The following is a 13,893-nucleotide window of genomic DNA, read 5'->3' as shown; positions in this document are numbered from 1 at the left end:
TCTGCCTCCCGGGCCCTGGCCTGACCCCCACTTCACAGGTTCGCGGGCGACATCACAGGCGCGCGCGCAGACGCAAAGTCGGCCTTGAGCCTGTGAAGTGACCGTCCGGGCTCTGCCCGGGGGAGGGCGCCAGCCGGGAGGGTCCGCCGAAAGCCGGGCTGGCGCCGGGGAGCGCTACGGCTTGAGGCCGTGGGCGTTCAGCCAGGCGACCGGGTTGACGGCCTTGTAGACGTCGCCCGGGGTGACACCGGCGGGGTAGATCTCGAAGTGGACGTGAGGGCCGAAGGTGCGGCCGGTCATGCCGATCGCGCCGACCACCTGGCAGGCGGTGACGTTCTGGCCGACGCTGACCGAGACGGTCGACATGTGCGCCATCAGCGACGAGGTCCCGTCCGGGTAGCGGATGGCGACGTAGTTGCCGGCCCAGCCGCTGGCGGGACCGGAGCCGGCGTTGGTCACGACGCCGTTCGCCGGAGCGTGCAGGGGGGTGCCGACGGGTGCGGAGAAGTCGAAGCCGGTGTGGTAGCGCGCCCACATGCCGACCTGGCCGAAGCGGGCCGCGATGCTGTAGTGGCCGGTCACCGGCATGCAGCTCTTGCCGCCGCTCGCGGGCGTGGCGGGGGCTTCGGCTGCCGGGCTGCTGCTGGCCGAGCTAGCACCGGCGGCTTTGTCCTTGACCAGCTGGGAGCCCTGCTCCTCGGTCGACTTCGAGGCGGACTCGAGCGACTTCTCCCGCGCGTCAGCCGCCTTCACCTTGGCGGCCTGGGTGATCTGGTCGTCGGTCTTGCTGAGCTCTTCGGCGCGCTGGTCGGCGAGGCTCTTCAGCTGCGCGGCGCCGAGGGCGGGCCGGCCGCTGCTACGGCTGGTGCTCTGCTCGCCGCGGTCGAACGCGGACGGCAGCGCAACGGAGGAGTTCTTGACGACCTGTACGCGGGGGGCGGCCAGCTGGGTGCTCTCGGCATGACCGGTGAGGACGACGGAGCCCGCGACGCCGAGGCCGAGCAGCGAGACGGCGAGGGCAGTGATCCCGTGCCGGAACCAGCCGCGACGGTCGGTCTTGAGGTCCTCGATCAGCGCACGGCGCGCAGGCGCGTCGGGCAACAGAATCGTGGGCACTCAGGATCTCCTCGGACGGCGGGGCGTGGACTGCTCGGACGTTCTCGTGCAGTAGCCCCCATCGCGCGGTGGTACACCGCTTCCCCCGAGGACCTGCAGACTGCATCAGACCTAGAGACCATAACGGATGGGTAACGCCCAGCCAAAGTGCGACCACACGAGGTCCCGCTCAGCGAGGCTCCCGATGTGAGGCAACTCTCGCCGGCCAGCCCCGATCAGCGGGTGATGACCCCGGCGGCGCGCAGCCAGGGCAGCGGGTTGACCGCCTTGTAGACGTCGCCGTACTTGACGCCGGCGGGGTAGAGCTCGAAGTGGAGGTGGGCCCCGAACGCTCGGCCGGTCTCCCCGACGTAGCCGATCACCTGGCCGGCGGTCACGGTCTGGCCGGCGGTCACGGCCATCGACGACATGTGCGAGGACATGGTCGTCATGCCGTCGGCGTGCTGGATCGCGACGTGGTTGCCGGCCCAGTTGCCCGAGTTGCCGGCGTAGAGGACGACACCCGACTTGACGGCGCGGATCGGGATGCCGTACGCCGCCCGGAAGTCGAGCCCGGTGTGGTAGCGGGACCAGAGGCCGACCTCACCGAACCCGGCGCCGACCACGGCGCCCGGGACGGGAGCGACTCCCGCACCGCTACCGGCGACCACCGTCGTCGTCGGGTCGGTGGGGGGCGTGGTCACGGCGGGCTGCCCGGCTTCGGCGGCGGCACGAGCGGCGGCCGCGGCGAGCCGGGCGGCCACGGCGCGCTCGAGGGCGGCCTTGGAGAGCTCGGCCCCCTTCGACTGAGTGGCGAGCTCGTCGGCGGTCAGCTGTTCCTGCCGGGCCTTGCTGGTGGCGGTCCGGGCGGTCCGGCTGACCTCGTCGGCGCTCTTGGCGAGCTCTTCGGCCCGCTGCGCCGCCCGCTCGCCGACGATGGCCTCGCGGAGCCGGGACGGCTCCACCTCGTCCGCACCCGGGTAGGCGCTCAGGATCTCGGGGTCGACCGCCGGGGCGGGCGTCGCGCTGGGCACCGTACGGACGGGCGCGGCGGCCGAGGAGGCGGTGGGGCTGCTCACCGGGGTACGGGGAGCCGCGCTGGTGCTCAAGGCTCCCGTACCCGCCAGAGCGAGCCCGACGGTCGAGATGCCGAGGGCGACGACGGCGTTGGAGAGCCAGCTGCGCGACGCCGACCGGTGAGTCACAGCCGCGCGGGAACCGCCACTCACGGCCGCGCGGGAACCGCGACTCACGGCCGCGCGGGAACCGCCACTCACGGCCGCGCGGGAACCGCGACGCGTCGTCGGCTCGGCTGGCACGTGAGTTCTCCCTCGGTGTTCGTCCAGGAGGGGGAAGGCTGCCCGGATCGGCTTACTCATGGTAGGCGCCACTCTGGTGTGCTCCCAACCCTTCAATCAGGGGCTTTAGTCCTGAAACTAGTCCCGAATCGCGCACGGCACCGGAGTTCGGACGGACGCGCTGACCTCTATTCGGAGCGGGAGCGACGCCGGATCGGACCGGACGGGTCGGCCGACTAACCTGGCGGTCGTGCCCGCCACCGCGAACGAGCCCCTGGCGCGGCTGCGTGTCGTGGTGGCCAAACCGGGGCTCGACGGGCACGACCGCGGAGCGAAGGTGGTGGCCCGGGCGCTGCGGGACGCTGGCATGGAGGTCATCTACACCGGACTGCACCAGACGCCGGAACAGATCGTGGCCACCGCGCTGGCCGAAGACGCCGACGCGATCGGGCTGTCGGTGCTGTCGGGGGCTCACCTCACCCTGTTCGCCCGGGTGCTGGACCTGTTGGCGGCGCACGACGCGAGTGACATCGTCGTCTTCGGCGGCGGCATCATCCCGTCGGCGGACCGGGAGGCGCTGACCGCGCTGGGGGTGGGCGAGGTCTTCACCCCAGGCGCCTCGATGGCCGACATCGTGACCTGGGTGCGCGCTCACGTGGGGCTGTCCCGCGAGCTCTAGCGGGTCACGGACCGGCCGCCCCCGTTGGGTGTGCCGACTGCTCCTGGCACTAGTCTCGACTACGCCTTCGACGCAGGAGGCCGACGAGCAGGAGGCACGGTGGATCTGTACGAGTACCAGGCCCGCGACATCTTCGAGGCGCACGGCGTCCCGGTGTTGCGCGGGATCACCGCGACGACACCGGAGGAGGCCGAGGCTGCGGCGGCCGAGCTGGGGACGCCGGTCGTCGTGGTGAAGGCCCAGGTCAAGGTCGGCGGACGCGGCAAGGCGGGCGGTGTCAAGATCGCCCGCAGTCCCGCCGAGGCCAAGGCCAGGGCGAGTGAGATCCTCGGGCTGGACATCAAGGGCCACACCGTCAAGACCGTGATGGTGACCGAGGGCGCCAACATCGCCGAGGAGTACTACTTCTCCCTGCTGCTCGACCGGGCCAACCGCCGCTACCTCGCCATGTGCTCGAAGGAGGGCGGCATGGAGATCGAGCAGCTCGCCGTCGAGCGACCGGACGCCCTGGCCCGGGTCGCGGTCGACCCGATCGTCGGTATCGACCAGGCCAAGGCCGAGGAGATCGTGGCAGCCGCCGGCTTCGACGCCGCGGACGCGGCTGAGCTCGCCCGCGTGTTCCAGCTGCTGGGCCAGGTGTACGAGGGGGAGGACGCGACCCTGGTCGAGGTCAACCCGCTGGTGAAGACCGCCGAGGGCGCCATCGTGGCCCTGGACGGCAAGGTCTCCCTCGACGAGAACGCCGACTTCCGGCACGCCGAGCACACCGGGCTGGTCGATGACTCCGCCAGCGACCCGTTGGAGAACGCGGCCAAGGAGAAGGGCCTCAACTACGTCAAGCTGGACGGCTCCGTCGGGATCATCGGCAACGGCGCCGGCCTGGTGATGAGCACCCTCGACGTCGTCGCGTACGCGGGGGAACAGTTTCCCGGCAGCCCACGGCCCGCGAACTTCCTCGACATCGGCGGCGGCGCGAGCGCCGAGGTGATGGCGAACGGCCTCGAGATCATCCTTGGCGACACGCAGGTCAAGAGTGTCTTCGTCAACGTCTTCGGCGGGATCACCGCCTGCGACGCGGTGGCGAACGGGGTCGTGCAGGCGTTCGAGCTGCTCGCGAGCCGCGGCGAAGCGGTCACCAAGCCGCTGGTCGTCCGGCTGGACGGCAACAACGCCGAGGAGGGCCGGCGCATCCTCAGCGAGGCGGCGCTGCCCGGCCTCGAGCAGGTGGACACGATGGACGGAGCGGCTGAGCGGGCCGCCGAGCTGGCTGCGAACTGAGGACCTGACATGGCAATCTTCCTGAACTCCGCGTCCAAGGTCATCGTGCAGGGGATGACCGGCTCCGAGGGCCGCAAGCACACCGGCCGGATGCTGGCCTCCGGCACCGCGATCGTCGGCGGCGTCACCCCGGGCAAGGGCGGCCAGAGCGTCGACTTTCCCCCGGCCGAGGCTGCCGGCTCCGCCAGCAAGGGCACGTCGGTGCCGGTGTTCAACTCCGTCGGCGACGCCGTCGCGGCCACCGGTGCGAACGTCACCGTGATCTTCGTCCCGGCCAAGTTCACCAAGGCGGCGGTGGTCGAGGCGATCGAGGCCGAGATCCCGCTCGCCGTCGTGATCACCGAGGGCGTACCGGTCAAGGACAGCGCAGAGTTCTTCGCGCTCTCCCAGGGTTCGAAGACCCGACTGATCGGCCCGAACTGTCCGGGGCTGATCTCGCCCGGACAGGCCAACGCTGGCATCATCCCGGCCGACATCACCAAGGCGGGCCGGGTGGGCCTGGTCTCCAAGTCGGGCACCCTGACCTACCAGATGATGTACGAGCTGCGGGACTTCGGCTTTTCCTCCGCGGTGGGCATCGGCGGCGACCCGGTCATCGGGACCACCCACATCGACGCCCTGCAGGCCTTCCAGGACGACCCCGACACCGACGCGATCGTGATGATCGGCGAGATCGGCGGCGACGCCGAGGAGCGGGCGGCCGAGTACATCCTCGCCCATGTGACCAAGCCGGTCGTCGGCTACGTCGCCGGGTTCACCGCTCCCGAGGGCAAGACCATGGGTCATGCCGGCGCCATCGTCTCGGGCTCCTCGGGCACCGCCGCGGCCAAGAAGGAAGCCCTCGAGGCCGCCGGGGTCAAGGTCGGCAAGACGCCGAGCGAGACTGCCGACCTGATGCGCGAGATCATGCAGGGCCTCGCCGGCTGATAGCTGGACGACCCGCACGTGCCCCGGAGCCTCTCGTCGAGGTCTGGGGTACGCGCTGGTGACCGTGGACCGGGACACCACCAGACGGGCGACGCCGTAGGTGCCGGCCGTCGGTTCGGACGGAGGTGCCGGCAGTCGGCGCGGACGGGGAGGACACCTGCTGATCGCGGCAGAGCCCGGACGGTCACTTCACACCCTCACGGGCTGCGTTGCGCCCCTTGCCGAGGGCGCACGAGACGCCTTGGGCCTGTGAAGTGACCGTCCGGGCTCTGCCCGGTCGCTGTCGCCCAGACGGACGGGGCGGGCGAGCTGCCGAGCCGCCGCCCAGCCGTCGTCGCTCCGGCGTGAGACCCCGGCGGCGAGGGTCAGGGGACCTGGGTCATCCGTTGGCCGGCGCGGACGGCGACGACGTCCCACTCGTCGTCGGTGAGGTCGTAGCCGCCGGTCTGGGGGCTGAGGAAGGTGTAGGCCACCTTGGTGCCCGAGGCGACGACGCCGACGCGGTAGCGCAGGGTCTCCTTCGGGGTCTTCTGCGAGACGGTCGAGGTCCAGCCGGTGACGGTGGTGCCCGAGGCGCCCACGCCGCTGACCTCGGCCGGGTCGGTGACCGAGGCGGTGAGCTGGCGCTTGCTGCAGCTCAACAGGTCGTCGCGGATCTTCTCCGCAAAGGCGGTGGCGGCCTTGTCGTCCTTCATGGTCAGCACGATGTCGTTCAGGCCGAACTTGACGCTGCTCTGGATCAGGTAGATCCGCGAGCTGGCGGCGGTGGCACCCGTACGGGCCCAGTTGACGGTCTCGCACTGGGAGCCGAGGAAGCTGTCGCTCGGCTCCTCGGCCGGGGTCGCCACCCAGGACTCGTCGGCATCGCCCGCCGGCGGCAGGTCGCCGGTGGCCAGGAAGCCGGGCACGTCGCCGCCGAGGGGCGGTGGGCCGGGCGTGACCTCGGGCGAGGTGGCGCAGGTGCCGCCCGCCGCCTCGCACTGGGTGGTGGTCACAGCGGCGAGCGCCGCGGCCACGTCGCGGACGGGCAGCGACTTCTTCGGCCGGGCGGCGTCCAGGACGTTGAGCACCCGGCCCGTCCGGCTGAGGACGATGCTGTGCCACTGCACCTTGCCTCCGGTCACCACGTTGACCACGAGCCCCGCCGACTGGTCGCCGACGCCGGTGACGGTCGCGCCGCCGGCGATGTAGGAGCCGGCCGCCACGCAGCTGCCGAACGCCTTGGCCGCGAGCGCGTAAGCCTGGGCTGCGTCCTCGGGCGAGGCGTACGCCGTCGCCTGGTGCAGGGCGCTCGGCGCGTCCTTGCCGGTACTGCTGAGCAGCTGCAGCACCTCCTGCTTGGCGGCGGGCTCACCGTCGACCGGGTCGTCGGTCAGGCAGGCGGGCGCGGCGGGGGCGTTGCCGGCGCCGCGCTGGGTCAGCGCGACCTTCCAGGTGCGGTCCCCGTCGATCTGCCCCGCCTCGGTCGTCGTCAGCAGCTGGCTGTCGGCCAGCAGGGCGTTGGGGTCGGCGGTCGGGGTGCCCGAGTCTGAGCTGGTCGGGCCGACCGACGTGCTGGTGCTCGGCTGGACCGCGGGGGTGCCGACCGAGCTGACGGCGTAGATGATGGCCGCGCCGACGACGATGACCGCCGCGAGGGTACCGGCCAGCAGGGCCAGCCGGACCCGCGGTCCGAGCAGGCTGCGCCTGGGCTCGTCCTCGTCGTCGTCGTCCTCCACCGAGGTCCGCCGCCCACCGGTCACGGTCCGGGGCAACAGGGTGGTGGCGTCCTCGTCCACCGGGGCCGGGCGGCGCTGCCGGAAGGTCAACGGTCGGACGATCCGGGTCTGCTCGCCGAGGGACTCCTCGGCCACCGACGGCTGCCGGGTCGAGCCGGGCACCTCGTCACGGAAGAGCGGCGGCGGCTGTTCCTTGTCGGCGGGCACTGCGGGCGGGGGCGTCGCGGAAGCTGCGGGTGCTGCGGAGGTCCTGCTGTCGGTCGCGTCGGCGTCGGCGGGTTCGACAAAGGCGCGCCGGGGTCGGTACCCGGGATCGGGATCGACCATGCGTACGAGCTCCTCGCGGTGTGGATGGGTCGCCGCCGGACGCGGGACCCCAAGACTTTACCCCGGGTCGGGCGTGTCCGGCCCGCTCGTCCTGCCCGGCTGGGCGAGCATGGACGGGCCATGGCTTCCTTGTTGTCCCCGCGCCGTACCGACGTCGACCTCGCCCTGCACGCGAGCGTTCCGGCCGACCCCGATCGCGGCCGGACCAGCCCGGAGCCGCAGCGGCTGCGGATCGGCTGGCCGTTGGCCGCCCTGGTCGGCGTCCTGCTCAGCGTTGCGGCCACCTGGCTGCTGGTGGCCGGACTGGCCGTCGTCGGCTGGGTGGCGGGCGATCCGGGCAGCCTGAACGGGGCCCTGCGGGTCGGCACCCGGCTGTGGCTGGCCGGCTCCGGGGTCGGGGTCCAGCTCGGCAGGGTCGACGTCACGCTCGTGCCGTGGGGCCTCACCGCCCTGACGGCCGTCCTGCTCTCCCGGGCCGCCGCCTTCGCGGCCCGCTCCGCCCGCCCGGACACCGAGCCACGGCCGTTGCCCCTCGCCCTGTTCGTCGTGGGCTGCTATCTGCTACCGGTCCTGGTCGTCGCGGCCGCCGAGGGACGTCCCTCGCTGGCGCCGGGTCACCTCGCGGTCGTCGTCGCCGTGCTGGCGCTCGCGGCTCTGCACGGCGCCGCGCGGGCCCTCGGCGTCTCGCTCACCCGCCGCTGGCCGGCCTGGCTGCGACCGGTGCCGCGGGCGGTGGTCGGGGCTCAGGTCGTACTGGTCGCGTCCGGCGCTGCGGTCCTGATCACGGCGGTCGTACGCCACCTGGACCGGGTGACCGCGCTGCAGGAGCAGCTGCACCCGGGCGTCACCGGTGCCATCGCGCTGCTCGGTGCCCAGCTCGCGCTCGCCCCCAACGCCTTCGTCTGGGCCACCTCGTACGCGCTCGGCGGCGGCTTCACCCTCGGCAACGGCTCGATCGTCGCGCCGGGCGGCACCGACCTCGGCGTACTGCCCGGGCTGCCTCTGCTCGGCGCCCTGCCCGGCGAGGGCCCCGGACCGGTCGTGGCCCTGTGGTGGCTGGCGGCGGGCGTGCTCGCCGGGACGGTCGCGGCCTGGCTGGTCGTCCGGGCCCGGCCGCAGGCCCGCTTTGACGAGACGTCTCTGGTCGGCGGCCTGGCCGGGCTGACGGGCGGCCTCGTCTTCGTCGGTCTCGCCTGGGCGGCCAGCGGCGACCTCGGCATCCTGCGGCTCTCGGGTCTGGGGCCGTTGCTGCTGCCGCTGCTGGTGATGGCCGTGACCACGCTCGGCCTGTCCGGGATGGTGACCGGGCTCGCGCTCGGCCTCGGGCGCCGGCGGTCACGTCGGACCGCGACCGTCCCCGAGACCGCGACCGTCCTCGAGACCGCGACCGTCCCCGAGACCGAAGCCACCGAGGTGCTGCACCGCCGTGCCGGCGCCACCGCCCTCAAGCCCGACGCCGCGGAGCCGGGCGCCGCCGTCCCCAGCACGGACGAGCCCACCGAGATCCTGCGACCCCCCGCGACCCCCGGCCGCCCGGAGCAGTCCCGATAGGCTGGCCCCCGTGCCCGTCGCCGCTGCTTCCTCCCCGCCCGGCGGGCGTCAGGCCAGCGGCCCGGCGAGGCTGGTGGTGCTCGTGTCGGGGACCGGTACGCTGCTGCAGGCGCTGATCGACGCGTCGGCCGACCCCGCGTACGGGGCGCAGATCGTGGCCGTCGGCTCGGACCGGCCCGGAGTGGCCGGACTGGACCGCGCGACTCGGGCCGGGATCCCGACCTTCGTGCACGCGCTGGTGCCGGGCACCGAGCGGGCGGTGTGGGACGCGGGGCTGACCGAGGTGGTCGCCGCGTACGAGCCGGACCTGGTGGTCAGTGCCGGCTTCCTCAAGCTGGTCGGTGCGCACTTCCTCGGCCGTTTCGGCGGCCGGATGATCAACAGCCACCCCGCCCTGCTGCCTTCCTTTCCCGGCATCCACGGGCCGCGGGACGCCCTCGCGTACGGGGTCAAGATCACCGGCGCGACCGTGTTCCTCGTCGACGCCGGCGTGGACACCGGCACGATCCTGGACCAGGTCGCCGTCCGGGTCGCCGACGACGACACGGTCGAGACCCTGCACGAACGGATCAAGACCGCCGAACGCGACCTGCTGGTCGCCATCACGCACGCGCTCGCCACCCGCCGGTGGCAGGTCGCCGACCGAAAGGTGCACTGGGACGCATGAGCGAGCCGCAGACCCCCGTCGAGAACGCCGTCGACGTCAGCCCGACCACCGAGGAACGGCGTCCGATCCGTCGCGCGCTGGTGTCGGTGTACGACAAGACCGAGCTGTTGACCGTGGTGGCCGCGCTGGTGGACGCCGGGGCCGAGATCGTCTCCACCGGGTCCACGGCCCGCACCATCGCTGACGCCGGCTATCCGGTGACGCCGGTCGAGGCGGTCACCGGCTTTCCCGAGTGCCTCGACGGCCGGGTCAAGACGCTGCACCCCACGGTGCACGCCGGTCTGCTGGCTGACCTGCGGCTGCCGGCCCACCGGGACCAGATCGACGAGCTGGGCATCGCACCGTTCGACCTGCTGGTCAGCAACCTCTATCCCTTTGCCGACACGGTTGCCTCCGGCGCCACCCCCGACGAGTGCGTCGAGCAGATCGACATCGGTGGCCCGGCCATGGTGCGCAGCTCGGCCAAGAACCACCCGTCGGTCGCCGTGGTCACCTCCCCGGACCAGTACGCCGAGCTGCTCGCCGCCCTCGCCGCGGGCGGCACCACGCTGAGTCAGCGAAAGGCCTTGGCGGCCGCGGCTTTCGTGCACACCGCCACCTACGACGTGGCCGTGGCCAGCTGGATGGGCAGCGTGCTGGCGCCCTCAGCCGAGAGCGGGTTCCCCGGGTGGGTCGGGGCGACGTGGACCAAGAGCGCCGAGCTGCGCTACGGCGAGAACCCGCACCAGGCCGCAGCGCTCTACCGCCGGCCCGGGGCGTCCGGACTCGCCGGCGCGCAGCAGCTGCACGGCAAGGAGATGTCGTACAACAACTACGTCGACGCTGACGCGGCCCGCCGTTCGGCCTACGACTTCGCCGTCCCGGCGGTCGCGATCATCAAGCACGCCAACCCGTGCGGGATCGCCGTCGGCGCCGACGTCGCCGAGGCGCACCGGCTCGCCCAGGCCTGTGATCCGGTCTCGGCCTTCGGTGGCGTGATCGCGGCGAACCGGCCGGTCAGCGTGGCGATGGCCCGCCAGGTCGCCGAGGTGTTCACCGAGGTGATCCTGGCCCCGGCGTACGAGGACGGCGCCGTCGAGGTGCTGACCGCCAAGAAGAACATCCGCATCCTCGTCGTCGAACCGGCCACGACCGGCGGGGTGGAGCTGCGGGCCATCGACGGCGGTCTGCTGCTGCAGCAGCGTGACGTCGTCGGCCTCGACCACGACCTGGCGGCGCACTGGCAGCTCGCCGCGGGGGAGCCCGCGGACGCGGCCACCCTCGCTGACCTCGAGTTCGCGTGGCAGGCGATCCGTGGGGTGAAGTCCAACGCCATCCTGCTCGCCGCCGGCGGCGCCTCGGTCGGGGTCGGCATGGGGCAGGTCAACCGGGTCGACTCGTGCCGGCTGGCCGTCGAGCGGGCCGGTGACCGGGTGCGCGCCGCGGTGGCGGCATCCGACGCCTTCTTCCCCTTCGACGACGGGCCCAAGATCCTGCTGGAGGCTGGCGTCCGCGCCATCGTGCAGCCGGGCGGGTCAATGCGCGACGACTCGGTGATCGAGGCCGTCAGCGCGGCTGGGGCGACCATGTACTTCACCGGTGCCCGCCACTTCTACCACTGACCCACCCCTGATCGACGAACCCTCGCGTACAGAACCGGAGCAGCCATGACGGCGCAGATCTTCGACGGCAAGGCCCAGATCCTCGACGGCAAAGCGTTGGCCGCCACCATCAAGGCAGAGCTGAGGGTGCGCGTCGCGGCGCTGGCCGAGCGGGGCATCGTCCCGGGCCTGGGCACGGTGCTCGTCGGCGACGACCCGGGCAGCCACTCCTATGTCGCCGGCAAGCACCGCGACTGCCAGCAGGTGGGCATCGCCTCGATCCAGGTGCAGCTGCCGGCCTCGACCAGCGCCGCCGAGCTGCAGGGTGAGATCGAACGACTGAACGCCGACCCGGCCTGCACCGGCTTCATCGTGCAGCTGCCGCTGCCGGGCAGCCTCGACGACAACTGGGCGCTCGAGCTGGTGGACCCTGGCAAGGACGCGGACGGGCTGCACCCGATCAACCTGGGTCGGCTGGTGCTGTCCGAACCCGCGCCGCTGCCGTGCACGCCCCGCGGCATCGTCGAGCTGCTGCGGCGCTACGGCGTCCCGCTCGCGGGGGCCGAGATCTGCGTGATCGGCCGCGGTACCACGGTCGGACGCCCGCTCGGGCTGCTGCTCACCCGCAAGAGCGAGAACGCGACCGTCACGCTCTGCCACACCGGCACCGTTGACGTGGCCGCGCACACCCGGACCGCCGACATCGTGATCGCGGCGGCCGGCCGGCCGGGTCTGGTCACCGCGGACATGATCAAGCCCGGCGCCGTCTGCGTGGACGTCGGCATCACCCGCACCGACGCTGGCCTGGTCGGCGACCTCGACCCGAGCGTGCACGAGGTCGCCTCCTGGGTGGCGCCCACCCCGGGCGGCGTCGGCCCGATGACCCGGGCCATGCTGCTCAGCAACGTCGTCGACCGGGCTGAGGCCCTGGCGGCGCAGCGCGGATGAGCCGACGGTGACCCGGCCCGAGCCGGCGGCGGCGCTCTCCCTGCGCCAGTGGCCGTTGCTCGTCGTCGCGGCCGGGGTGCTCCTGGGGCTCGTGATCGCGCTGGTCGGTGACTCCAGCTGGCGGCTCGGCAGCATCGTGATAGGCGCGTCCCTGCTGGTCGGTGGGGCGGAGCGGCTCCTGCTGCCCAGCCGAGGCGCAGGACTGCTGCAGGTACGCGGCAAGGTCTTCGACGTCTGCGTCCTCGCGCTGGCCGGAGCCTCCGTGCTCGTGCTGGCCGTCGTCGTCCCACCCGGTCGCTGATCCCCGAGCCCACGTTCCTCACACCACCCTCCTAGGGCGCGGCCCCGGTGACGAAGGCGGCGAGGTCGGCCGACTGCTGTCGACGGCTCGGCTCGTGCACGTACATCATGTGCCCGGCCTCGTAGTAGGCCCAGCTGATCCGGCTCAGCTCGGCCGGCGGCACCTTGAGGTGGGCGAACACGTGCTCGGCCGCAAAATGCGGCGTCGACCCGTCGTAGTAGCCGCAGGAGACGTGCACCCGCAGGTGCGGGTTGGCGCGCATCGCGCTGGCGAGGGCGGTGGCGACCTCGACCGGACGACCCTCGAACTCGGCGTAGGACCAGGGCTGGACCGCGTCGGTCAAGATGTTGTACGTCGTGTCGGTGACGTAGCCGAGCTCAGCGCGAAGATAGCCGTTGATCGCGGCGGCGTACGGGCCGAGGATCGCCGCATAGCTCGGGTCGGTCGCAGCGACGGCGGCCAGGCGGTCCTCGGGCCAGCCCGTGAAGCGCATGTCCAGCCGGCCGAGCTGCAGCCCGCGGTCGCGCAGCAGCTCGACGGTGAAGGCACCCAGCTCGACCCGCAGGTTGGCCCGGTCCACGTAGTCCTCGGCGAGGCCGGTCAGCTCGGCGTAGCGGCGGACGACGGCGGCGCGTTCGGCGCCGTGCAGCCGGTGGCCGCGGGCCAGCGCCCACGGCAGCTCCCGGGAGGCGAACTCCTCCGCCTCGGCGATCCGGGCCCGCAGCTCGCCGTCGATCCGGCCGTGGAAGTGCGCGGCGGCGGTGTAGGTCGGCAGGTAGAGCGCGTACGCGCTGTCGAGGCCGTCGACGAAGTCCACGGAGCCGATGTCGAGGACGGAGGAGATCAGCATCAGGCCGTTGAGGTAGAGACCGAACCGCTCGGCCAGGTGCGACGCCAGCGCCGCGGCCCGGGTCGTGCCGTAGGACTCACCGGCCAGGAACTTCGGTGACCGCCAGCGGTCGTGCCGGCTGGTCCAGAGCCGGATGAACTCCCCGACCGACTCCAGGTCCCGCCCGTAGCCGTGGTAGTCGTGGGCCTGGCGGCCCTTGCTGCCGCGCGAGTAGCCCGTGGTGACCGGGTCGACGAAGACCAGGTCAGAGACCCGCAGCAGCGACTCGAGGTTGTCGGTCAGCCCGTACGGCGGCGGGGCCAGCGCGCCCACATCGCCCATCACCACCCGGCGCGGACCGAGCAGCCCCAGGTGCAGCCACACCGAGGACGAGCCGGGACCCCCGTTGAAGGCGAACGTGACCGGCCGGGTCGCCGGGTCAGCGTCGTCGAGGACGTACGCGGTCGAGAAGATCTGCGCTCGCGGCTCGGCGCCGAGATAGCTGCCCTCCTCGACGACCTCCTCGCGGAGCACGACCCGGCCGGTGGTCGCGGTATAGCTCAGCCGGCTGCGACCGGTACCGATCGTGTGGTTGGTGGTGACCAGGTCGTCGGTCGGTGGCGCGGTCTCGGTCGGCTGTGCTGGTGGGTCCTCGGACATAGGAGGACCCTACGAGCGGGCGCTGACAATTTTCT

At 72.5% G+C, this 13,893-nt stretch carries 12 protein-coding genes; 8 read left to right on the top strand and 4 right to left on the bottom strand.

What is annotated here, in order from left to right:
- Positions 1-174 precede the first annotated feature (174 nt).
- Together ACFE76_RS00480 and ACFE76_RS00475 are read right to left on the bottom strand one after the other, a co-directional pair.
- Positions 175-1,116: a M23 family metallopeptidase gene (locus ACFE76_RS00480; protein WP_375429765.1), complete on the bottom strand. Its 942-nt coding sequence runs from the start codon at positions 1,114-1,116 to the stop codon at positions 175-177.
- 215 nt (positions 1,117-1,331) lie between these two features.
- Positions 1,332-2,300: a M23 family metallopeptidase gene (locus ACFE76_RS00475; protein ID WP_375429764.1), complete on the bottom strand. Its 969-nt coding sequence runs from the start codon at positions 2,298-2,300 to the stop codon at positions 1,332-1,334.
- A gap of 343 nt (positions 2,301-2,643) precedes the next feature.
- Here ACFE76_RS00475 and ACFE76_RS00470 point away from each other — a divergent pair, with 343 nt between their 5' ends.
- The 3 genes from ACFE76_RS00470 (at position 2,644) to sucD (ending at position 5,277) form a co-directional block, all read left to right on the top strand.
- Positions 2,644-3,072 (top strand): cobalamin B12-binding domain-containing protein, encoded by a 429-nt coding sequence (locus ACFE76_RS00470; protein WP_375429763.1) that lies wholly within the window; start codon positions 2,644-2,646, stop codon positions 3,070-3,072.
- Between the two features lie 99 nt (positions 3,073-3,171).
- Positions 3,172-4,350 carry an ADP-forming succinate--CoA ligase subunit beta gene (gene sucC, locus ACFE76_RS00465; RefSeq protein WP_375429762.1) on the top strand — a complete coding sequence of 393 codons (1,179 nt, stop codon included), beginning with the start codon at positions 3,172-3,174 and terminating at the stop codon, positions 4,348-4,350.
- Positions 4,351-4,359: 9 nt separating this feature from the next.
- Positions 4,360-5,277, top strand: a complete 918-nt coding sequence (gene sucD / locus ACFE76_RS00460) for a succinate--CoA ligase subunit alpha (protein ID WP_375429761.1) — start codon at positions 4,360-4,362, stop codon at positions 5,275-5,277.
- A gap of 365 nt (positions 5,278-5,642) precedes the next feature.
- Here sucD and ACFE76_RS00455 read toward each other — a convergent pair whose 3' ends face one another.
- Positions 5,643-7,322, bottom strand: coding sequence for a hypothetical protein (locus tag ACFE76_RS00455; protein ID WP_375429760.1), 1,680 nt, complete (start codon positions 7,320-7,322; stop codon positions 5,643-5,645).
- Positions 7,323-7,442: 120 nt separating this feature from the next.
- Between ACFE76_RS00455 and ACFE76_RS00450 the strand changes: the two genes are divergently transcribed.
- Genes ACFE76_RS00450 through ACFE76_RS00430 form a run of 5 tightly spaced genes read left to right on the top strand, consistent with a single transcriptional unit; the run spans position 7,443 to position 12,369 of the window.
- Complete coding sequence (locus ACFE76_RS00450; RefSeq protein ID WP_375429759.1) at positions 7,443-8,873, top strand: DUF6350 family protein; 1,431 nt, start codon at positions 7,443-7,445, stop codon at positions 8,871-8,873.
- 10 nt (positions 8,874-8,883) lie between these two features.
- Positions 8,884-9,540: a phosphoribosylglycinamide formyltransferase gene (purN, locus tag ACFE76_RS00445; protein ID WP_375429758.1), complete on the top strand. Its 657-nt coding sequence runs from the start codon at positions 8,884-8,886 to the stop codon at positions 9,538-9,540.
- Positions 9,537-11,141 carry a bifunctional phosphoribosylaminoimidazolecarboxamide formyltransferase/IMP cyclohydrolase gene (purH, locus tag ACFE76_RS00440; RefSeq protein ID WP_375429757.1) on the top strand — a complete coding sequence of 535 codons (1,605 nt, stop codon included), beginning with the start codon at positions 9,537-9,539 and terminating at the stop codon, positions 11,139-11,141. Before purN ends, purH begins: the two co-directional genes overlap by 4 nt.
- A 45-nt stretch (positions 11,142-11,186) precedes the next feature.
- A complete protein-coding gene (locus ACFE76_RS00435) occupies positions 11,187-12,068 on the top strand; it encodes a bifunctional methylenetetrahydrofolate dehydrogenase/methenyltetrahydrofolate cyclohydrolase (RefSeq protein ID WP_375429756.1) in 882 nt (293 codons plus the stop codon).
- A gap of 7 nt (positions 12,069-12,075) precedes the next feature.
- Entirely contained in the window at positions 12,076-12,369 is a 294-nt protein-coding gene (locus ACFE76_RS00430; protein WP_375429755.1) for a DUF3017 domain-containing protein, read from the top strand.
- Positions 12,370-12,400: 31 nt separating this feature from the next.
- Here ACFE76_RS00430 and ACFE76_RS00425 read toward each other — a convergent pair whose 3' ends face one another.
- The gene (locus tag ACFE76_RS00425; RefSeq protein ID WP_375429754.1) at positions 12,401-13,858 is read right to left on the bottom strand and encodes a S10 family peptidase; all 1,458 of its coding nucleotides are present in this window, start codon (positions 13,856-13,858) and stop codon (positions 12,401-12,403) included.
- Positions 13,859-13,893 lie beyond the last annotated feature (35 nt).

It is taken from the genome of uncultured Friedmanniella sp., from assembly GCF_964244005.1.
Taxonomy (GTDB): domain Bacteria; phylum Actinomycetota; class Actinomycetes; order Propionibacteriales; family Propionibacteriaceae; genus Microlunatus.
The sequence above is the reverse complement of the archived record's forward strand: the minus strand, read 5'-3'. Positions and strand labels throughout refer to the sequence as shown.

Coding starts and splice junctions, on each gene's coding strand:
- ACFE76_RS00455 (WP_375429760.1), bottom strand. CDS start 7,322: ATGGTCGATCCCGATCCCGGGTACCGACCCCGGCGCGCCTTTGTCGAA.
- sucD (WP_375429761.1), top strand. CDS start 4,360: ATGGCAATCTTCCTGAACTCCGCGTCCAAGGTCATCGTGCAGGGGATG.
- ACFE76_RS00425 (WP_375429754.1), bottom strand. CDS start 13,858: ATGTCCGAGGACCCACCAGCACAGCCGACCGAGACCGCGCCACCGACC.
- ACFE76_RS00435 (WP_375429756.1), top strand. CDS start 11,187: ATGACGGCGCAGATCTTCGACGGCAAGGCCCAGATCCTCGACGGCAAA.
- ACFE76_RS00450 (WP_375429759.1), top strand. CDS start 7,443: ATGGCTTCCTTGTTGTCCCCGCGCCGTACCGACGTCGACCTCGCCCTG.
- purH (WP_375429757.1), top strand. CDS start 9,537: ATGAGCGAGCCGCAGACCCCCGTCGAGAACGCCGTCGACGTCAGCCCG.